This is a genomic window from Acerihabitans sp. (assembly GCF_036398755.1).
Lineage (GTDB): Bacteria > Pseudomonadota > Gammaproteobacteria > Enterobacterales > Enterobacteriaceae > Acerihabitans.
Map to the genome: position 1 here is coordinate 12252 of NZ_DASWOM010000042.1, position 20499 is coordinate 32750.

Here is a 20499-nt window from a genome sequence, read left to right on the forward strand (position 1 = left end):
CCCTGGTTGCCCGGTAGCCGGATGCGCAGGCATCGTATTGACGGCAAACCGACGAGAAGTTACTCCCCTTTGCTAAACGTAACAATAATGTAAAAATTTGCAACAGTCAATCATTCGCCCGGCTAACCCCCGGTGCCGGTGACGCGCCGCATCACCCGGCTAAGAGACATTGGCGTACAAACGCCGCCATCAGCGCTTCGCTGTCGGGCGTATCGGCGATCCCCCGTCCGATTTGCACAAGCTCCGGACCCTTCGTCGGATCCCCGGCCGACATGTCCGATAAAAAACTGTGCATCACCCTGGCGGAAAATTCCGGATGAAACTGCGTGGTGACCACATTATGGCGATAGCGCAGGATTTGATGGGGATCGCGCGCGGATCGGGCCAGCACGATGGCGCCGTCGGGCGGCGTGACTACCGTTTGCGAATGAATAAGGTTGGCGGGGAACCGCCCCGGCAACAGACCTATCAAGGGGTCGTTGGCGGCGGTGGGCAGTAGCTCAATCGCCAGGGTGCCTACCTCCATGCCGTCGGCGAGATAGTCCACCTCGCCCCCCAGCGCATGGGCCAGCAACTGGTGGCCGTAGCAGACGCCGAAAATCGGTATCTCCGCCGCCATCGCCCGGCGCAGCCACGCGGCGGCAAATTCGCTCCAGGCCAGCCGTTCGGTCACCATGGCGGACGACCCGGTAATCAGCACGCCGCAATAGGCATCGGGCGCGTCGGGCCGCTCGCCGCCCGGCAGGTGGACAATCCGCACCTGGCGCGCCTCAAGTCCGGTCGCCTGCAGGAACAGGGTATCGTAATTGCCGTTGGCCGCAATCACATCCGCCGGCGCGTCACCGGTTTGCAGGATAAGGATGGGTTTTGATCCGGTCCTCACGCCACCGCCCCGGCGTCCCGATCGCTCACCGCCAGGCCGCCGGCGTCTGCGCTATCAACCGGGCCGTCGGCGGGGAATATCACGCCGGTCTGGCGGCGGATTTCGGTTAACAGGGCGGCGGTGGCGCGCGCAAGCGCCAAACCGGGATGTTCCACCTCGTTGTTCTCCACCAGCGCGGCAAAATGCTCCGCCTCGTAAAGCATGGTATTGATATGCTGCGGTTCGGTGAGATCCTGCCTATTGCCGCTGCGCGGCACCAGGGTGATCTGCTGGCATTCGGACATTTTTTCAATCACCAGCGAACCCTCTTCCCCCTGGATTTCGCTTGGCAGCACGCTCTGGCTGACTTTTGAATGGCAAACCGTAACGTCAAAATCGCCGTAATCCAGGCACAGGGTGCCGTGGCCGTCCACGCCGCTCTCCAGCAAGGCGGCGGTGGCATGCAGGCGCCGGGGTTCGCCCCATAATGCCACCGCGCTCGCCAGCATATAAAAGCCGATATCCATAATGGAGCCGTTGGAAAATGCCGGATTAAAGGTATTGGGCTGTTCACCGGCCAGATATTTCGGATAGCGCGAAGAATACTGGCAATAGTTAAGGAACACCTTGCGCAGCTTGCCCACACGCGGCAACGCACGCCGCAAAGCCTGGAAATTGGGCAGGCTGGCGGTTTTAAACGCCTCGAACAGCACCACCCCGTTGGCGCGGGCGCAGGCGATCATCTCTTCCACCTCGCGCAGGTTGGAGGCCAGCGGCTTTTCGCAGATCACATGCTTTTTATGACCGAGCAGCAGCAATGCCTGCCCACAGTGCATGGCATTGGGGCTGGCGATGTACACCGCGTCAATGGCATCGGATTGTGCCAGGTCCTCCAGCGAGTCGAAATAATGCTGGACCGGATAATCGATCCCCAGGCTTTGCGCCTGCGGGAGGGTACGGGAATAGATGGCCGTCAGTTTAAGCTTGCCGCTCTCGTGGGCGGCGTCGATAAATTGACGGGTGATCCAATTGGTCCCTATCACAGCGAAGCGAATCATACCGAATTATTATCCTGCGCAGTGGTTGAAGAGGTATCAGATTAGCATGCTAACGGAGTAAGGAAAACATTCCCGCCGGCAGGATAAGCCGGTCAACCGACGACGAAAATCGCCCATCGGCGCGGTTTTTGCCCGGCGGATGAAAAAAGAGTTTACTGCCGGGGCATTTTCAGGGATAAACACCCCAATTTGTCCGTTTCAGGAAAGGCCCATGAGCCGCTTTGACTATGCCTCCGGTACGCTGGAGCTTGACAGGTACCCGCCCGGCGCGGCCGATGAAAATTTACAGGCCTGGGATGCGGCCGACGAATACCTGCTGGCCCATATCGCCACCCTGGGCCCCATCACCGGGCCGACGCTGATTCTGAATGACGGCTTCGGCGCGCTGGCCTGCGCGCTGCGGGACGTATCGCCCTACAGCAGCGGCGACTCCTACCTCAGCCAGTTGGCGACCCGCCATAACGACGGGCAAAACCCCGGCGGCAGGGGTGAAATCCGTTTTCTGGACAGCCTGGCTCCCCTGCCGGCCTCCCCCGGCCTGGTGTTGATGAAAATCCCCAAGACCCTGGCGCTGCTTGAGCATCAGCTTTATGCCCTGCGCCAGGTGGCCACCGCCGCCACGCAGGTCATCGCGGCGGGCAAGGTCAAGGATATCCATAACTCCACCCTGCAGCGTTTTAGCGATATCCTCGGCCCCACGCGCACCTCTTTGGCTAAAAAGAAAGCCCGGCTGATCTTTAGCCAGGTGACCGCGCCGGCGGCGGCCGGTCCGGATCAACGCTGCGTCTGGACCCTTGAGGAGAGCGGTTACCACATCCATAATCATGCCAACGTCTTTTCCCGCGCTTCTCTGGACATCGGCGCCCGGTTATTTATGCAATATTTGCCCAAGGGGCTCGACGGCGCCCTGGTCGATCTCGGCTGCGGCAACGGCGTCCTGGGTTTGACCGCCCTGGGGCAAAACCCGGGTGCCGACGTGCATTTTGTCGATGAATCCTATATGGCGGTCGCCTCAAGCCGGATTAATATAGAGGTTAACCGGCCGCAGGATTTGGCGCGCTGCCGGTTCAACGTGGGCAATTCGCTGGCGGGCTATGGCGCCGGCAGCGTGCAGGCGGTATTCTGCAACCCGCCGTTCCATCAGCAGCAGGCGATAACCGATCATATCGCCAGGGAAATGTTCCGGGACGCAAAACGCAGCCTGCGGATCGGGGGGGAATTACGCGTCATTGCCAATCGGCACTTAGATTATTATCATCAGATCAAACAGTTATTCGGTAACTGCACTACACTTGGTTCGAATCCAAAGTTTGTGGTGTTGCGGTCGGTGAAAATTTGATGCCGCCGGGGGTTTCCGGCCTGTCTTCCAGGGCGTTTCAGCACGCATGTAACAGGTAGAAAAAGGCGAACGATAAGCGAATTGTTGGCTATGCCGACAGTGATTATACTTCGCCAAAGGTCATTTTTAAGGAACGATTATGTTGTTGCAAGAGTTTGAAACCAGGTTGAACGATGCGTTGACGGAGCTGGAGCAAAGCTTTGGCCGCCACCATAAACTGTGGCAACTGGACCATCAGACTTTGCAGCAACAATTGGATTTGAGCCTGCGCCGCGAAGCCAAACTGCGTGAACAAAATGCGCTATTGGTTAGCCAGCTCAACAACCTGGACAGCTCGCCCGATCGCAATCCCCTGATACATAAAATTAAAATATTAAGCTCCCATATTGATGCCTTGGCCAGGGATGCGGCGGCGTTCCGTCAATCCCTGCCGGGCGTTAATTAATGTCAGGTCGCCGATGAATCACTTTTGCAGCGTCGATTCCAGGAGCGGAAGGTCAACGACGAGCTTCGGCGCAATCGTTGCCAAAAGCTGGCTGAACGGGTAAGGCCGCGGGCCACGGCGCCGGATGCGACGGATTCATCCACCTGATAGATCTTGTTCAGCAGATTGAAATCGTCCGCCATACCCCGGCTATAACCGCTTTTAAGCCCATCCAGCACAAAAAAAATACGCAACAACCGGCTGGTTGCGCTGCTCTCTTTCCCGTGCAGCAGCTTCAATGCATGGATGTTGAGGATATACCGATCGATCATTTGCCGAAATTTTCCCGCTTCAGACAGGGTAGCGGAGGGCGCGCGTATGCATAAACTGAAGAAATTATACATATGGATACCACAGTCATTATTAAATTGGAATTGGCTGCCAAAATAGCGTATTTCATTCTCGTTAGGACAGTCATTCAGTAATTTAATCAATTTTTCCTTATCTTCATTCTCCGTCCCGGAATCAAAACTGTCGATAATATTAAAGACAAATCCCTTCATGGTCTTTTCAACTAAAATGGCGCTGAAATGACCTGTCAGTGACATAAGACCGTCTTCACCCGTATCAAGGGATAACAACGGCATCATTAGGTAATGGCCCACAGACAGATTTTTAAGCTTAGCCTGGGCGATGTTAAACCGTTTTTCCCGGTCCTCTTCCAGATATTTTTGGCCATGGCGCCTATTTCTGTTTCGTTGATGATCGTAAAGCAATGCCGGGGTACATGAAAAATTTGCTTTCTCTTGCGACAGCAAATAAATCATGGCCTCCAATAAGACCTTTTCCACCAGGATACCCGATGGCAGGATATCTTCCAATTCACTGGGCAAGGTGAACGCCTGCTCCAAGGGGACCGGATTGCCATCGGGGGTGCCGGAATAGTGTGTTTTCTCATATTCATGCAGAAAATAAAGCACGCATTGCATAAGTTTTATCCTAATATTATCTCCAATCGATTCGTGATTTAATTGAAACCATTGATTAAGCAAAAAACCGAATATATTACGTTGCAGGCTATCCGGGCTAAGCCTGACCTGATTGTTGCGGGGCGGCAGGCACGGTGGCAGATGGGCGGACTGGTTGACACAGGCGGTCAGGTAATCGTTTTCGTGCCCATGGAGGCGGGATTTTGGCGTCGACAGGTACTTGGTTCGATAAATTTCCTTAATATGGTCAATATGTTGGTTGAATTTAGCCTCGTTTTGGCTGTCGACGGTATCAAGATGAAGCGACGTCTTATCATGTATCATATTTTCGCGATAGATATTATCACTATTGAGGGTATAATTAAGCATACTTTCCTCTTGAATTGATGTGGAACTAATTTATAAAATTATTATATAATTAATGTCATGATGCCGCATTGAAAACCAATGCCTGTTTTTTTACCCTATTTCACGGTAAATACCGTATTTCGCGAGGGTGAGTATGGACAATATATTAATGACCGACTTTAAATAGATAGACATTCTGGTGATTAATTTATCGTTTCTGGATCTATTACATTGATATAGGGATATAGGCATTTTACAAACAACGATTTATTGGTATTTTTTGATAAAAGAGTGAATTTAGTTTGAGTGCTAATAGTGTCTTCATTTAGTATATCAACGGCCTGGGTTTTTGACGGGCATCCATTTGGTTAAGTCAATGCCTTTATCATTAAAAAACAGATTTTAACGTCACCTCTTGATCATATGGATAAATACGTGCCGGACTATAAACATTGCCCGTACTTTGCCGATGATCAGGGTATTGCCATTACCCATCGGCATATATCCATAAGGCACGATCCCGCTCCCTGGCTTCCTGCGCCATACGACAAATCGGCAAACCAAGGCAACCGGAAAGGGGATGACGGGAAGGGAAGAGCAAAGAAAGTATGAAAGGAAGATTCAATGAATGTGTTCAGAAATTTAAAAATCAGGGCGGTGTTATTAGTTATTCTCGTTATTTTTTCGTTGCTCTGGGCCGCGGTCTGCGCATTTACGCTTTTTTCCTTAAATCAGGTTAATGAAACACTGAAACAAAGTGACAATCAACAGCTGAACGGCGATGTCATCAACGGCGCCAACGATCACTACTATCGCCTGGTAACCACATTGGAACGCGCGGTTAAAGATGACAAGTCCGGGAATAAACCGGCATTCAATACGGAAATAGCGGCGGCCACGGTTGAACTCGATGCCATCGACCAGGGATTGAAAGAATTCAAGGCCATGGACCATGGGCAGCTGGCGCCGCCGCTGGTGGATAAAATCTATAATACGTCCTTAGCGTTGTTCACCCAGGGCATGTTGCCGCTTTCCCGGGCGGTACAGGCAGGACAACATGATGATGTCGACCGTCTGCTCAACGAACCTTATCTGACCTTGCGCCGACAGTTCACCGCCGCCATGCGGGAATACAATGCCGCGATAGGTAAAATCAAATCGGATTCCAGCATCCGCATCAACCTGCTGGTCATCTGGTGCCAACGCACGCTGATGGGCGCACTGCTGGCGGGTATTCTTATTATGGTGGCCACCGACCGCTACCTGGTGCGTTATCTGGTCAAGCCGCTGGATACCATCAAATCCTATTTCCGGGCGTTGGCGGCCGGGCGACTGGATGTCGATATAAAAAGTTTCGGGCGCAACTGTGTCGGCCAGCTCATCCCCTTTCTACAGGAAATGCAAAGCAGCTGGACCAACACGGTGACCAGCATCCGTGCCAGCGCCGAGGCGATTTACCAGGGATCGAGCGAAATTTCCATGGGCAACACCGATCTTTCTTCCCGCACCGAGCAACAGGCTTCCGCCCTGGAACAAACCGCCGCCAGCATGGAAGAGTTGAACTCCACGGTGCAGCAAAATGCCGGCAATGCCCACCAGGCCAGCAAACTGGCGGAATCAGCCTCGCAAACCGCCAAAAAAGGCGGCGTCAGCGTACAGGAAGTGGTCGCCACCATGGGCAGTATCGCTTCCAGTTCCAGGCGTATCGTCGATATCATCGGTGTTATCAACAGTATTGCTTTCCAAACCAATATCCTGGCGCTTAACGCCGCGGTGGAAGCCGCCAGGGCCGGAGAACAGGGCAGGGGATTCGCGGTGGTGGCCAGTGAAGTACGCAACCTGGCCAAGCGCAGCGGCGAGGCGGCGAAAGAAATCGAAACCCTGATCAACGAATCGGTGGAGCGGGTCAATATTGGTTCGGTCCAGGTCGTCAACGCCGGTGAAACCATGGAGAATATCGTGCAGGCCATTACCCATGTGACCGATATTATGGGTGAAATCGCCTCTGCATCGGACGAGCAAAGTAAAGGCATACGGCAAATCGGCCAGGCTGTCACGGAAATGGACAGCGTTACCCAGCAAAACTCGGCCTTGGTGCAACAATCGGCCGCCGCCGCCGCTTCGCTTGAGGAACAGGCGCGGCATCTGACCGAAATGGTGGCGGTATTCCAGTTAAAACACACCGGCGCCGTGGCACCGGGCAAACCGGTAGCGGCGCCGAACCCCGGAATTTCGCTGCGGGTGGCCGGCAAGAAGACGCCGCCGGGACAAGCAGGGCATTGGCAAACATTCTGATCACCAATTATTACCCTACGCTTAATGTGAAGCCGGCCATGAGGGCGGCTTCACATTTATCTCATTACCCTGGTTGGATTAATCCTATAATTAATCGCGCCGCCTTGGTTGTTTTTAACCCGGCCTCTAACCGGGTTGCATATTCCGCTTCATTCTTTAGGTTTTACGCCTTTTATTTCATCTGATTTAGCTGCTTATAAAAAATAATATGTATAAAAATTATTGGCATACATTATAAATGTAACTAGGTATTAATTTCTTAACAAAACAGCTGTAATATTAATAGCTTGCCAATGCAATATTCCTGATGTTAGGGTTGTTTGGTAGTAGGCGATTGAGCAGAGGGGGACATATTGTAACAGATTGTGTGATATTGTGTGAGGATGGTGGTAATTTCATAATGCGCCATTTTAAGGGTGTAAATAAAATAAGATGATTGCGTTTTTAGTAGAAGCAAATAAGTTTCTCTATAGATTCCCCGATAATGTAATTGTCAAAGATACTCCTTCCGGTGATATGAAAATCATTGAGCATTGCCGAGACAACTTTATTTATCGAAATTATTTTGTTGGTTACCGCTCGCTCACCGGGAAGGTATTAATTCTGCAGAATGCAAAGCCCATATGGGTGCTAACCTACGAAGGCGGCGTAACCAATCATGAAGATTCAGACGATTGTGTCAGGAGAATCTATGCGTTCGTCAGGCGGAACCTGGCCCGGGCCACGCTGGATCAACCTATCAGGGGGCCGTCGGAGTATCACGATGGCAAAATGTGCTATAACAACAGTTTTTTTGGTTCCATCAACAAGTTCAACGGCAACGAAACAGTGTCGCTGAGCGACCAACGGTTAATCTATAGCCTGAGCTACTCGGGCGGGGATGTAATTTTTTAGCCCAGCGCCGAACCGCCGCTGACCACATCCTGGTCAAGGCAATGCCGGGGCTTTAATCTTGCATAGCACGGCATTCCAGCTCTCCGCCCACCCTCGCCACCATTCTGCATGAGCTAGCCCGAACCTGCCGGGCGCGAAGCAATTCGTATTAAAGCCGGCCGGTGATTCTTCTATGCCTGCGCTCTATTCCAAGGACAGGGCGTGCATAATGGTGGTAAGTTGGCCTGGATAACAGCTGACGGAACAGCCATTAGGCAGATGGAGGGTAACGGTGTTGGGATCGTCCCTGGTCAATTCGTTGCCCCCGTCCAGCGTGCCGTCCGGCCCGATATCGGCTTTTTCTGCTGCGAACTTATTTTTGTTTAGCCAATAATAAAATGTACTTAACGTCAACTTTTCCTGCACGCAATACTCTTGTTTTGACAATCCGCTGAGTAGCCATGCCTGGATATGATTCAGTTGTACAGTCAGGGGATACCGATTTGCCATACTTACCTCGATAATATATGTATATCATGTGAATGTTATTATATTTTAAATCTTTTATTATTAATGATAAATGATTTTAAAAGTATAATGATCTGGGTTTCCACTTTATAGGGGAATGACGAGCTTGAATTAAATATATCATTCGCATGGGGGTTTGGAAATAATTTTGGCAATACAAGTTCCATTTACTCGAATATCTAACGAGGCCGCTGCCAGGTGAAAATTGGATTGTAATTAATGTAAATAGACGATGTTGCCTATTCAGGACATCCACGACCGACTGCCGGTACCGGTCATCACTGAAGCGCCGCACCCGAACGGTAAACGAAAATGCGAACGCCGGCGCCGATATGCCCACCAGACATTGGCGCCCATCTTTTTGGTGCTTTTTTATGTTTATTTTTCATATGGGCTTTAGGTTATGCATGAAATTTTTTTTGCAATTATAAGGCACTCACCGATTAATTATTCGTTTAGTAATTTTAAAGAATCTGGTTTTATCGGAATCACGTACTGTGGTGGCACTGCAATACTCAATCGTTTATGGTTAATAAATAACTGCCGCACCATATCCTGAGCGTGAAGGATATTGAGGTGCCGAGCGGCGACATCGCGCAAAATAACTCAGGACGGTGTTACGTTCTACCGATGAGCTTTACCAGCCATGTCGCCTGATGGCTGGTAATCCCTGAATATACCGTAAACGCCCTGAACTGGGGTACTGCGGACCCTGCGCGCCGGCGGCGGAGCGTTCGTTCATAAAACATAAGCAAATTTAATGTAAATTTGTGCCGCTAGCCCCCTGGTGGCCAAGTTAAATTGGCCACCAGGTTTGGTAAAGGCCAAAGATGCAGGGCTTTCCTGACGTAGCCCAATGTTTAATGCCGCTTCAAAAAATAATTGTAAACATTAGGAACGCTGTTTGTTTAACTTGGCGATATTGTAATAACCCGGTTTTCTCCTTTAACATCCCGGCATGAAACCAAAAAATCCCGTCCTCCCCAACGATGTGCCCGCATTGCGGGCACTATTGATAAAACAACAAGAGCGGATCGCGCAACAGCAGGCGACCATCGCGTCCCTGCACGACGACCTTAACGCGCTAAACGAGGAAATCGACCGCCTGTCGTCGCAGTTGGATAAGTTGCGACGACTGTACTTCGCGCGTATGCCGGAACAGCCCGACCGGCAACCCGAGCGGCAAATCGTCCAGTTTGAGCATCGCCTGCAAGAGCGGCTGATGATGGATAGGGGCCGGCAGGCGTTAGTGGTGAATCCGGCACCGTCGCCGGTGTTGCTTCATTGCTTTGCGCGTCCGCCGTTGCCGCCGGACCTGCCGCGCGAAGAGCGGTGCCTGGAGCCGCTGGAGCCGGTCTGTCCCGCCTGCGGCGGTGAGCTTAAGCTGCTGGGTGGGGAGGTCAGCGAGCAGTTGGAACTTAACAGAAGCACGTTCAAGGTGATACAGACCCGGCGTAATAATAAAGCCTGCGCGCGCTGCGACGTCATCGTCCGGGCCCCGGGACCTTCGCATCCCATCGAACGCGGCATAGCCGGGCCGGGCCTGCTCTCAAGGGTGATAACGGCAAAATACGCCGAGCATATGCCGCTGAATTGCCTGTCGGACAGCTTCGCCCGCCAGGGGGTGGCGCTGAGCCGGGGCACGATGGCCGGCTGGGCGGGGCTATGCGGTCACCTGCTGGCGCCGCTGGCCGATGCGGTAAGCGACTACGTGATGTCGACGAATAAAATGCATATCGCCGACGCGCCGGCAGAGGTGGCGCAACCCGGCAACGCCAAGCCAACAACCGGACGGCTTTGGGTCTATGTGCGTGACGACCGCAATGCCGGCTCAACGCTTCCGCCCGCGGTGTGGTTCGCTTATAGCCCGGACCGCAAGAGCGTTCATCCGCAAATGCATTTGGCCGGCTTAGGCGGTCCGTCGCCGTCGGAAGACTATGCTGGCATTAACCTACCGCATGAAGAAAGTCCTGTCCGCGAGGTCGGTAGCATGGCGTATGCCCGGCGTAAGATCCTTGATATCCATAGGCGGCATCCGTCGCCGATCACCACCGAAGCGCTGGACCTGATCGGTAAGCTGTATGCTATCGAAGAAGCCATTCGGGGACGTGCGGCCGAAGAGCGCAGAGAAGTCCGCGAAAAACGATCCCAACCGATCCTTATCATCCTGGGGCGCCGGGTGCGGGAAACATTAACCAGGTTATCGCGGCAGGCCGATGAGGCGAAAGCCTTTAACTACCTGATAAACCATTGGCCGGCGTTGTATTATTACAGCACCAATGGCTGGGCGGAAATCGATAACACTATCGCCGAAAACGTGTTGAAGGTGGTGTGCCAGGGGCGGAAATACGCCCTGTTTACAGGCTCGGACAGCGGCGGCGAGCGGGCGGCGTTAATGTTTACGCTTATCGGCAGCTGCCATCTCAACGGCGTGGCGCCGCAAGCGTACCTGCGCCATGTGCTGGCTACCGTCGCCGATCATCCTGCTGATAAGATAAAAGAGCTCCTGCCGTGGAATGTCGATATCCCGGCTGATTAAACATCAGTATGGCGCCGTGCGGACGCTTACGGCGCGCAAGGACCGACAATGGATGCCGTCCACAGGCTGTTTTATCCAACCGTGGGCCGAGGCGGTAAAAACCGCCATGACGCAGCCTATGGCTGATGTTATTAGAAGAAATAAATGGGAAACAATAGGAATGCATTTCGTTTAGCCCAGCGATATTGTAACAACCCGGTTTTGTCCCTTAACATCCCGGCATGAAACCCAAAAATCCTGCCCCGTCCACCGATGTGCCCGCGCTACAGGCGCGGGTGCTGCAACAACAACAGCGGTCCGCGCAGCATCAGGCGACCATCGTTTCCCTGCGCGATGACCTTAACGCGCGTAAAGCGGAAATCAACCGTCTGCGGGCGCGGTTGGACAAGCTGCGGCTCATGCCGCCTGACCTGCCGCGCGAAGAACGCTGCCTGGCGCCGCGGGAGGCCACCTGTCCCGCCTGCGGCGGCGAGCTTAAGCCGCTGGACGGGGAGGTGAGCGAGCAGCTTGAGTTTCTCGAAAACGTGTTCAAGGTAATCGAGACGCGGCGTACCAGGAAAACCTGCGTCCGCTGCGACGTTATCGTCCGGGCACCGGTGCCGCGGCATGCCATAGAGCGCGGCATCGCCGGTCCTGGCCTGCTCTCAAGGGTGATAACGGCAAAATACGCCGAACATATGCCGCTACATTCGCTGTCGGACAGCTTTGCCCGCCAGGGGGTGGCGCTGAGCCGGGGCACGATGACGGGGTGGGCGGGGCTGTGCGGTAACCTGCTGGCGCCGCTGGCCGATGCGGTATGCGGCTATGTGATGTCAGCGGATAAAATGCACATTGCCGACGCGTCGGCAGAGGTGGCGCAACCAGGCTGCGGCAAGCCAAAAAACGGCCGGCTGTGGGTCTATGTGCGTGACGATCGCAATGCCGGCGTAACGCTTCCGCCCGCGGTGTGGTTCACTTATAGCCCTGGCCGCAAGGGCGGGTATCCGCCGACGCGCCAGGCCGGATCCAGCGGGCGGACGCCGACGGATGCCGGTGCGGGCTTTGACCCATTACATGAAGAAAGCCCGGTCCGCGAGGTCGATAGCATGGCGTTTGCCCGGCGCAAAATCCTCGATATCCACCGGCGGCATCCGTCGCCGGTCGCCGCCGAAGCGCTGGCGCGGATCGGTGAGCTGTATGCTATCGAAGCCGCTATCCGGGGGCGCCCGGCCAAGGAAAGACAACAAATGCGCGAAGCGCGCTCCCGGCCATTGCTCGTTAACCTGGAAAGCTGGATCCGGGAACAGTTGACCCGGTTACCTCGACAGGCCGATACGGCCAAGATGTTCAGCTACCTGATAAACCGCTGGCCGGCGCTGTCACGCTATGCCGGCGACGGCTGGGCGGAGATAGATAACACTATCGCCGAAAACGCGCTACGGGAGGTGAGCCCGGGACCGAATAATGATCTGTTCATGGAGTCCGACCGCGACGGCGAGCGGGCGGCGTTGATGTTTACGCTTATCGGCAGTTGCCATCTCAACGGCGTGGAGCCGGAGGCCTATCTGCGCCATGTGCTGGCAACCGTGGCCGATCATCCGGTTAATAAGATTGTCGAGCTCCTGCCGTGGCATCTTCGGGTCCCTGCTTGAATAATTATCAATATGGCGCTGTGTCGGCACTTGCGTTGGCGTAAGCGCAGAGCAAGTCGGATGAAATTATTTAAATTTTGTTTAGCATATTGTTATTATTTTTTTGTATTTCACCGTTATCATACTGCTATGCCGGGACGATATATATATTAATCACGTTATTATGATCTTCTTCAACTAAATGTGCGTCTTATAAGCGGCTATCAATTATTAGTTTCTCTTTTTTTCTTGACTGGGCATGCGCCAGGCGTCTTTGTCGTTGATAGCCTACGCCTCGCCAGGCTCTACTGCTCAAGATAATTCGCCGGCAGGATACATTAGAATATCTCAATGCATTACCAATGAAATGGCGGCCATGGCATGTGTCAGCCGAATGAAAATAGCCGGTGCCAGCAGATTAACAGATTTACTCGGTGAACAAACCACCACAGTAAAAATTGAATACCTATAAACATGTTCATATCTTTATGATGATGAAATTTAAGTTTTTATTAATAAATATTACGGAATAATTTAATTATTATGAGAATTTTTGTGATAAATTTAGAGAAATCAACTCAACGTCGCGCGGATATTGAAAAAAATCTGGGCATATTAGATCTTGATTTTGACATTATCACGGCGATTGATGGTTACGCGTTATCAAAAAATGATAAAGAAGAAAAAACGCGCAGCCTGAGCTATGCGTTAACAGCGGGTGAAATTGGCTGTGCGCTCAGCCATATCAATATCTACAGAAAGATATTTGAAGAGAATATAAGTGCTGCGTTAATATTGGAAGACGATGCATTAGTAACGCCAGACATAAAACTGGCCTTGCCTGCAGTTGAACATTTTTTGTGCGTGGATAAGCCCTACGTTATTCTTTTGACGGAAACATCGAAAATCATCAAAAATAAGTACAGAACACTTGAGAGCGGGCATACTTTAAACAGGGTGCTTGAGGCGGTGAGTACGCGTGGGTATGTAATTAACTATGCAGCAGCGAAAAGCATGATGTCTTTTCTCTATCCCGTTTGGCTGGTGGCGGATAAGTGGAACCTGATATACGAGTATGGAGTCTGCGATGTAATGGCACTCACTCCACAACTTATCTTAAAGAGTGAACATGAAAAAAATTCAACGATACAGCTTTATAATGGGAAAGAATCACAAGTTTTAAGGAAAGAAAAAGATATTGTATGGAAAAAAATAAAAAATAAAAGGAACATTAAAACAAGAGTAAGGATGTTTAAAATAAAAGTCATAAATGCTTTCAGCCGTAAAGCTCAAGGCTAATCCAGATTATAGGGGTAGTGTAGTTTAATGCGTCGTCATTCGTTGAGGGCCATGCGTAATTTATGTTTATCCCTCTGTTTCGGCAAGGGAATGGGCATTTGTGGCAGTTGTTTTGGTGGCCCCTGCTGGACTTGAACCAGCGACCAAGCGATTATGAGTCATAAAATTAGCCTGTTTTTAATTGTTCGCCATTGTCTTTGTTTGTGTTTTTAATTGTTTGTAATCAATCATTTATTGAGTTGTTTTTGTTTCTGATTGGTTCTCTCATTTCCCCATTGTACTATCCTTACCTGACCCGAAATGGGTATCGGGTCAAGTAACGCTTATCTGTATTAGCTCAGACTTGATCCGACAGATTTCGTAGGTAGAACATTATCAAATCTGACAGTCTGGTTTGAGCGAAGAGCGGACATAGCTGCTCATGATTAGGCTGTCGTGTACAATTAGTACTCTACAAGCCAAATGGTGTCATTGAATTTAGTGAGTAGGTCAAAGTCACCTGTCACCTCAGACACCATGGTAGTTTTTTCCAAGAGCCAGAGCAGGAAGCGTTGAGTAACGCATCAGTTAGTATTCGGTTGCCTGACAACGGTCACAAAGGCACCTACTTTCATTAAAAATTAAATAAAAACAGTAAGTTGATTTAGTTTCGCCTATTTTTTTGTTTTAGTAACGCATATGCGTTACCATGAGTAAGGACGTTACTGAGGTGATGAAATGAAGAGTTTGTTAGCTGATGCGCTTAAATACATCGAGTCATCATTTCTGATCGATACGAAAATTTTGCAGGAAATGGATGAATATCTTCCATTTCAGCTAAGAAAGAGCGCTACTTTGTGCATCGTAAGTATCGATGACAGAGAGTTTATGGTTTTGACTGTAGAAGATCCTGAGCTGCTGGTGTCTAATAATTTTGTACATCTCAAACGGCTGGAGGCAAAGTCAGATTTATCATTAATTGTAGTAACATCAAAACTAACTTTTGAATTAAAAAATATATCCAAACAACTAAAGAATGGGTTAATCATTCCTGGCCGTTATGTTTCAATGCCGTCTCTGATGCTTCAGAGTGAATCAAAAGACGTTAATTCCGATCGCTGGGTTGATACCGAAAGCAGCTATGGCATCATTCCTTCATACCTGTTGACTTACTATCTTTCAGGTTATTTTGATGATGGTTTTAACAGCTTAGATATTTTGGAGCTTCTGGGCGTATCAAAAATGGCGTTTTCTCGGGCTGTTAAAGAGCTTTTATCTCATAAATTAATATCTGAAACTTCATCCGGACGCAGTTCGCATTTTCGATTCACAGAATCGCGGAAAAGGGTTTGGAACCATTATCGGCACAGAGTTTCTCCTCTCTCTACAGGATTTGTACCTGTCAGAAATGAAACGCTCAAAGCAGCGGAAGTTTTTCTTTCAGGAGAATCTGCCCTGTCAAAGTATACTCTTTTAGGCTCACCCTCTAGACCTTTTTTGGGAAAGTGTTTGACGGATAAAGACAGATATATGAGGCCTATAACACCCGCGACTATGAAAGGTGACTATTTCTTTAAAATACTTAACGTTTTGGATGATGCTGAGTACTACCACACCCTCATCGAAGGTTTTTCAATGCTTCAGGTTTTTCCTTATCAACCAGCCATTCAAAAAGATGCGTTGAACAAAGTTTTTCTTCTGTTTTCGAGGTTCAACACAACCGATTTAAGGGTGAAGTCATCATATAATGAACTTGAAGATCAGGTGTACTCTAATCTCAAAGATTAATAAAAAAGGAATTTAGTATGGAAGGTGAAGCTTTTTTAATAGGGTATATGCAGCAATATGCCGATGATTATATTCTCATCGGTGGTAATGCATGTGCATTAAACTTTGAAAACATTGGCGCTAACTTCAGAGCAACTGTTGATCTAGATATAGTTCTTATAACTGAAAGTACCAATGACCAATTTTACGGGCATTTATGGGATTACATCTTCGAACATGGTTATGAGGGAAAAGTGTACAGGGGGAGCAATGCAGGAGGTTCGGCCTATCGTTTCATCCTACCTGAAGACAATCGTGTACCAAACGTGCCTGCTCAAATAGAGCTTTTTTCCAGGAAGCCGAATTACTTCGATGCAGCCCTTGCCGAAAGACCCCACATTACCCCGATCAAAACAGGCCCGGGGGTCTCAAATTTTTCTGCTATTTTACTTGATGACGATGTGTATAAATTTATAAGATCATCAAGAATTCCATTGAAAGGCATTTCAACAGTGAACCTCGAGTGCTTTTCGGACTTAAGTCAGTTGCATGGCACAGCAATCAAGCCCTCTTTGATGAAAAGAAAATCAACGACAAAAATACAATACTTAAGCATCCCCAAGACATGATTAGAATTGCGAACGTGATTGAAGACCCACAAAATACTTTATTTCCAGCTCAGATATTTGACAGTTTGCAGCATTCAAGAGAGCGTCTCTTAAGTCAGGACGTTCGTGCAGAATTACAAGCAACACCGCCCAGCATCGATATTACGATTGATTATATAGACACTTTCGTCAACAGGCAGTAAGTCTGGCCTGATCCGCGTAAATTTTATACCACAATGTTAAGTAGTGAAATACTTAACGTGCTTTTGCCAAGGCCCGCTTTCAGGCGCATAGCTGCCTGTCAGATTAGGTTTGGCCCTGTGTCGTAATTGTTCCGGGTCAAGTCTGAGCTAATACAGCTAACCTGACTAAGGACGGCTTCCAGTTTACCGCTGCCGACAGGATTCCGCTTATTCTCTATGGTTTCGAGAAACAGTTTCTCTCTAGGTCTGATGAGCTGAAATCCCTGGCTCGTTTGGAGCTGGTTACTTATCTGGCTGAATGCCATGTGGAATTTATTTTGATCCACCCATTCAGAGAAGGTAATGGGCGTCTGTCGCGGTTACTTTGCGATGTGTTGGCAGTTCTCGCGGGAAGGGGCTTGCTGGATTACAGCCTATGGGATGAACACAAAGCTTTTTACTTTAAGGCAATTCAGGCTGGAGTATCAGGTAACTATAGCCCCATGATGCGACTGGTGAGTGATATCTTGCAAAATTAACTGGCGAGGCCAACGGCTTTCGCCTGTGCCTGATTGCGTTTGAGTTGCTGCTCAATTTTTTGTACAGAAACACCTGTTTCAATCGCGGTTGAGCTGGCTACGGCGCGGTAGATTTGAGTTTTTGTGATCTGGCTGTGTGCTTTTTTTTTGTCATGTGGAAAGCCTCGTTGTTTCAGACCTGATTCTAGTTTGGATAGGGGCGGCTAGCAAGACTGTTATCTGCTCACCAAATGCATAATTCAACCATTGGTTATCTGGGGCGGGTCGGGAGCGAATTCGGAGCTGCACTAATTTTTGAATAGGATCACAGAACAGTATCGATATACTTCTCTTATGATCAATGAGTAGGCTCAAAATTTCGGCCTTCTAACTACCAAGGCGATTGAATACACAATAGCAGCAGTCAAGATTGGTGGCATACCAAGGTTTGAACTTCCCAACAGGTTTAGCAAGAATCCGTAAAAGCGCTGTCGCCATTTTGGATACCTGAGTGATAGACCTATAGAAGCAGGATAGCTCTGCTGCCATTTTGCTGCCACCGTAGAGCACCAATAAAAAAGCCACCTCGTCTAAAAGTGGCTTAATTTACTGAATTTAATCACTTTTCTTGGTGGCCCCTGCTGGACTTGAACCAGCGACCAAGCGATTATGAGTCGCCTGCTCTAACCAACTGAGCTAAGGGGCCGAGTGGGCGTTGATTATAGAGTAACTGTGGGGACAGATCCATAGGGTCTCGGTTTGCTTGGCTGATTTATCGCCAATTTCACGCTATTATTGGCCGGTGTATGTAGCTTGTTGCATTTTCTGGAGTTTTAAGATGATAGAGGACATTCTGGCCCCGGGGCTTAGGGTGGTTTTTTGTGGTATCAACCCTGGGTTGTCGAGCGCGCATAAGGGTGTGCACTTCGCCAATCCCAATAACCGGTTCTGGAAGATCATTCATCAGGCCGGGTTTACCGAGCGCCAGCTTAAGCCTGAGGAAGAGCGTCAACTGCTGGAAACGGGATGCGGCATTACCATGCTGGCCGAACGGCCCACCACCGAGGCGTCCGAGCTGACGCTGGCGGAGTATCGGGAAGGGGGCAAGCGCCTGATAGAAAAGATTCAGGCATATCAGCCCACCGCGCTGGCGGTGCTGGGCAAGCAGGCGTACCGGCAGGCATTCAGGGTCAGCAACGCCATTTGGGGCAAGCAGGAGGTGACCATCGGCAAAACTGAAATCTGGGTGCTGCCCAATCCCAGCGGGCTGAATCGTATGGGGTTCGATACGCTGATTAAGTCCTATCGCGAGTTGGACGCCATCCTGGCGACGCGGGGCAGATAATCTGTCCCGCCCATAAAAAAGCCCCGCCTGTTGAGAGCGGGGCTTTTTGCCGTCGGTAAAACGCCGGGAGGGACCCTTGGGGGGCCCCGACGGGGCTTAGTCGTCCAGGAAGCTGCGCAGCACTTCAGACCGGCTCGGATGGCGCAGCTTGCGCAGCGCCTTCGCTTCGATCTGACGGATACGCTCGCGGGTAACGTCAAACTGTTTGCCCACTTCCTCCAGCGTATGGTCGGTATTCATATCGATACCGAAGCGCATGCGCAGGACCTTGGCTTCACGGGCGGTCAGGCCGGCCAGCACGTCGTGGGTGGCCGAGCGCAGGCTTTCCGACGTGGCGGAGTCCAGCGGCAGCTCAAGGGTGGTATCCTCGATAAAATCGCCCAGATGCGAATCTTCATCATCGCCAATCGGCGTTTCCATGGAGATGGGCTCCTTGGCGATTTTCAGCACCTTGCGGATTTTATCTTCCGGCATCAGCATCCGCTCCGCCAGCTCTTCAGGCGTAGGCTCGCGGCCCATTTCCTGCAGCATCTGGCGGGAAATACGGTTGAGCTTGTTAATGGTCTCAATCATATGTACCGGGATACGTATGGTGCGCGCCTGGTCGGCGATGGAACGGGTAATGGCCTGACGGATCCACCAGGTGGCGTAGGTCGAGAACTTATACCCGCGGCGGTATTCAAACTTATCCACCGCCTTCATCAAACCGATATTCCCTTCCTGGATCAAATCCAGGAACTGCAGGCCGCGATTGGTATATTTCTTGGCAATCGAGATAACCAGGCGCAGGTTGGCTTCCACCATCTCTTTCTTGGCGCGGCGCGCTTTCGCTTCGCCGATGGACATGCGACGGTTGATGTCCTTGACCTGCTCGATGGTCAGGCCGGTTTCTTCTTCGATCTGACGCAGCTTTTGCAGGTTGCGATGGACGTCCTCATCCACTTCGCGCAGTTTTTCCGACCACGGCTTATTCATGGCCAGCGCGGCCTTGAACCAGGCTTCGCTGGTTTCGTTGCCGGCAAACAGCGTGACGAAGTTTTTCTTCGGCATTTTGCTGGTTTCAACGCAAAGCTTCATGATCAGACGTTCCTGGGTGCGCACGCGATCCATCATGGAGCGCATGTTGCTTACCAGGTAATCGAACTGTTTCGGCACCAGGCGGAATTGCTTGAACACCTCGGACAGCTTGAGGATTTCATCGGCGGACTTGGCATGGCTACGGCCGTTGGCTTTGATGACATTGCGCGTGGCTTCGTACTGATCGCGCAGATCGACGAATTTCTGGCGCGCCAGCTCGGGATCGATACTGTTATCGTCCTCCGCGTCGTCGTCGTCTTCTTCCTCGTCGTCATCGTTGTCGGCCAGTTCAGCGGTGGTCAGCTCGGAGCCGATATGGGTCGCCGTCGGCGCCAGCTCTTCTTCGGCGTTCGGGTCGACGAAACCGGTGATCAAATCCGACAGCCTGGCTTCGCCCGCTTCCACGCGGTCATACTGTTCCAGCAGGTAGGTGATTGCCTCAGGATACTCGGCAACCGAGCATTGCACCTGATTAATCCCGTCCTCGATACGCTTGGCGATATCGATTTCACCTTCACGGGTCAGCAGTTCAACGGTACCCATTTCGCGCATGTACATGCGCACGGGGTCGGTGGTGCGCCCAATTTCGGACTCCACGCTCGACAGGACCTGCGCGGCCGCCTCAGCGGCATCGTCGTCGGTGTCGGAGGTGTTTTCGGCCAACAGCAGGTCGTCGGCATCCGGTGCTTCTTCCATCACCTGGATGCCCATGTCGTTGATCATCTGGATGATGTCTTCGATCTGATCGGAGTCGACGATATCCTCCGGCAGATGGTCATTGACCTCGGCAAAGGTCAAATAGCCTTGCTCCTTACCACGAGTGACAAGTAGCTTGAGCTGTGACTGCGGGTTTTGCTCC

At 51.0% G+C, this 20499-nt stretch carries 16 protein-coding genes, 1 tRNA gene and 1 pseudogene; 11 read left to right on the forward strand and 7 right to left on the reverse strand.

What is annotated here, in order from left to right; all coding sequences use genetic code 11:
• Nucleotides 1-151: 151 nt before the first annotated feature.
• Together VGC33_RS06920 and VGC33_RS06925 are read right to left on the reverse strand one after the other, a co-directional pair.
• Nucleotides 152-883: a glutamine amidotransferase gene (locus VGC33_RS06920; protein WP_331120016.1), complete on the reverse strand. Its 732-nt coding sequence runs from the start codon at nucleotides 881-883 to the stop codon at nucleotides 152-154.
• A complete protein-coding gene (locus tag VGC33_RS06925; RefSeq protein WP_331120017.1) occupies nucleotides 880-1920 on the reverse strand; it encodes a Gfo/Idh/MocA family protein in 1041 nt (346 codons plus the stop codon). Before VGC33_RS06925 ends, VGC33_RS06920 begins: the two co-directional genes overlap by 4 nt.
• A gap of 211 nt (nucleotides 1921-2131) precedes the next feature.
• On the opposite strand from VGC33_RS06925, the gene rlmG reads away from it, so the two are divergent.
• Together rlmG and VGC33_RS06935 are read left to right on the forward strand one after the other, a co-directional pair.
• The gene (rlmG, locus tag VGC33_RS06930) at nucleotides 2132-3259 is read left to right on the forward strand and encodes a 23S rRNA (guanine(1835)-N(2))-methyltransferase RlmG (RefSeq protein WP_331120018.1); all 1128 of its coding nucleotides are present in this window, start codon (nucleotides 2132-2134) and stop codon (nucleotides 3257-3259) included.
• Between the two features lie 139 nt (nucleotides 3260-3398).
• Entirely contained in the window at nucleotides 3399-3704 is a 306-nt protein-coding gene (locus VGC33_RS06935; RefSeq protein ID WP_331120019.1) for a hypothetical protein, read from the forward strand.
• 2 nt (nucleotides 3705-3706) lie between these two features.
• Here VGC33_RS06935 and VGC33_RS06940 read toward each other — a convergent pair whose 3' ends face one another.
• Nucleotides 3707-5041, reverse strand: coding sequence for a hypothetical protein (locus VGC33_RS06940; RefSeq protein ID WP_331120020.1), 1335 nt, complete (start codon nucleotides 5039-5041; stop codon nucleotides 3707-3709).
• Between the two features lie 603 nt (nucleotides 5042-5644).
• On the opposite strand from VGC33_RS06940, the gene VGC33_RS06945 reads away from it, so the two are divergent.
• Nucleotides 5645-7315 (forward strand): methyl-accepting chemotaxis protein, encoded by a 1671-nt coding sequence (locus VGC33_RS06945; RefSeq protein ID WP_331120021.1) that lies wholly within the window; start codon nucleotides 5645-5647, stop codon nucleotides 7313-7315.
• Between the two features lie 432 nt (nucleotides 7316-7747).
• Complete coding sequence (locus VGC33_RS06950) at nucleotides 7748-8209, forward strand: DUF5680 domain-containing protein (protein WP_331120022.1); 462 nt, start codon at nucleotides 7748-7750, stop codon at nucleotides 8207-8209.
• Nucleotides 8210-8392: 183 nt separating this feature from the next.
• On the opposite strand, the gene tnpA is transcribed toward VGC33_RS06950, so the two are convergent.
• The gene (gene tnpA, locus VGC33_RS06955) at nucleotides 8393-8698 is read right to left on the reverse strand and encodes an IS66 family insertion sequence element accessory protein TnpA (RefSeq protein WP_331120023.1); all 306 of its coding nucleotides are present in this window, start codon (nucleotides 8696-8698) and stop codon (nucleotides 8393-8395) included.
• Nucleotides 8699-9674: 976 nt separating this feature from the next.
• Between tnpA and tnpC (VGC33_RS06960) the strand changes: the two genes are divergently transcribed.
• The 6 genes and pseudogenes from tnpC (VGC33_RS06960) to VGC33_RS06985 form a co-directional block, all read left to right on the forward strand.
• A complete protein-coding gene (tnpC, locus tag VGC33_RS06960; RefSeq protein WP_331120024.1) occupies nucleotides 9675-11255 on the forward strand; it encodes an IS66 family transposase in 1581 nt (526 codons plus the stop codon).
• A 221-nt stretch (nucleotides 11256-11476) separates the two neighbouring features.
• A complete protein-coding gene (tnpC, locus tag VGC33_RS06965; RefSeq protein WP_331120025.1) occupies nucleotides 11477-12886 on the forward strand; it encodes an IS66 family transposase in 1410 nt (469 codons plus the stop codon).
• A 522-nt stretch (nucleotides 12887-13408) separates the two neighbouring features.
• Nucleotides 13409-14164 (forward strand): glycosyltransferase family 25 protein, encoded by a 756-nt coding sequence (locus VGC33_RS06970; RefSeq protein WP_331120026.1) that lies wholly within the window; start codon nucleotides 13409-13411, stop codon nucleotides 14162-14164.
• A 717-nt stretch (nucleotides 14165-14881) separates the two neighbouring features.
• Nucleotides 14882-15931: a hypothetical protein gene (locus VGC33_RS06975; protein WP_331120027.1), complete on the forward strand. Its 1050-nt coding sequence runs from the start codon at nucleotides 14882-14884 to the stop codon at nucleotides 15929-15931.
• Nucleotides 15932-15948: 17 nt separating this feature from the next.
• Nucleotides 15949-16539, forward strand: coding sequence for a hypothetical protein (locus tag VGC33_RS06980; protein WP_331120028.1), 591 nt, complete (start codon nucleotides 15949-15951; stop codon nucleotides 16537-16539).
• A 337-nt stretch (nucleotides 16540-16876) separates the two neighbouring features.
• A pseudogene (locus VGC33_RS06985) lies at nucleotides 16877-17239 on the forward strand (Fic family protein); the annotation flags it as partial.
• Here the strand turns inward: VGC33_RS06985 and VGC33_RS06990 are convergent.
• Entirely contained in the window at nucleotides 17236-17415 is a 180-nt protein-coding gene (locus tag VGC33_RS06990; RefSeq protein ID WP_331120032.1) for a hypothetical protein, read from the reverse strand. The pseudogene VGC33_RS06985 and the gene VGC33_RS06990 overlap by 4 nt on opposite strands.
• A gap of 432 nt (nucleotides 17416-17847) precedes the next feature.
• Nucleotides 17848-17924: transfer RNA gene (locus VGC33_RS06995), tRNA-Ile, on the reverse strand.
• 132 nt (nucleotides 17925-18056) lie between these two features.
• Between VGC33_RS06995 and mug the strand changes: the two genes are divergently transcribed.
• Nucleotides 18057-18563: a G/U mismatch-specific DNA glycosylase gene (mug, locus tag VGC33_RS07000; RefSeq protein WP_331120029.1), complete on the forward strand. Its 507-nt coding sequence runs from the start codon at nucleotides 18057-18059 to the stop codon at nucleotides 18561-18563.
• Nucleotides 18564-18659: 96 nt separating this feature from the next.
• On the opposite strand, the gene rpoD is transcribed toward mug, so the two are convergent.
• A partial coding sequence (gene rpoD / locus VGC33_RS07005) for an RNA polymerase sigma factor RpoD (RefSeq protein WP_331120030.1) occupies nucleotides 18660-20499 on the reverse strand: 1840 nt, incomplete at its 5' end.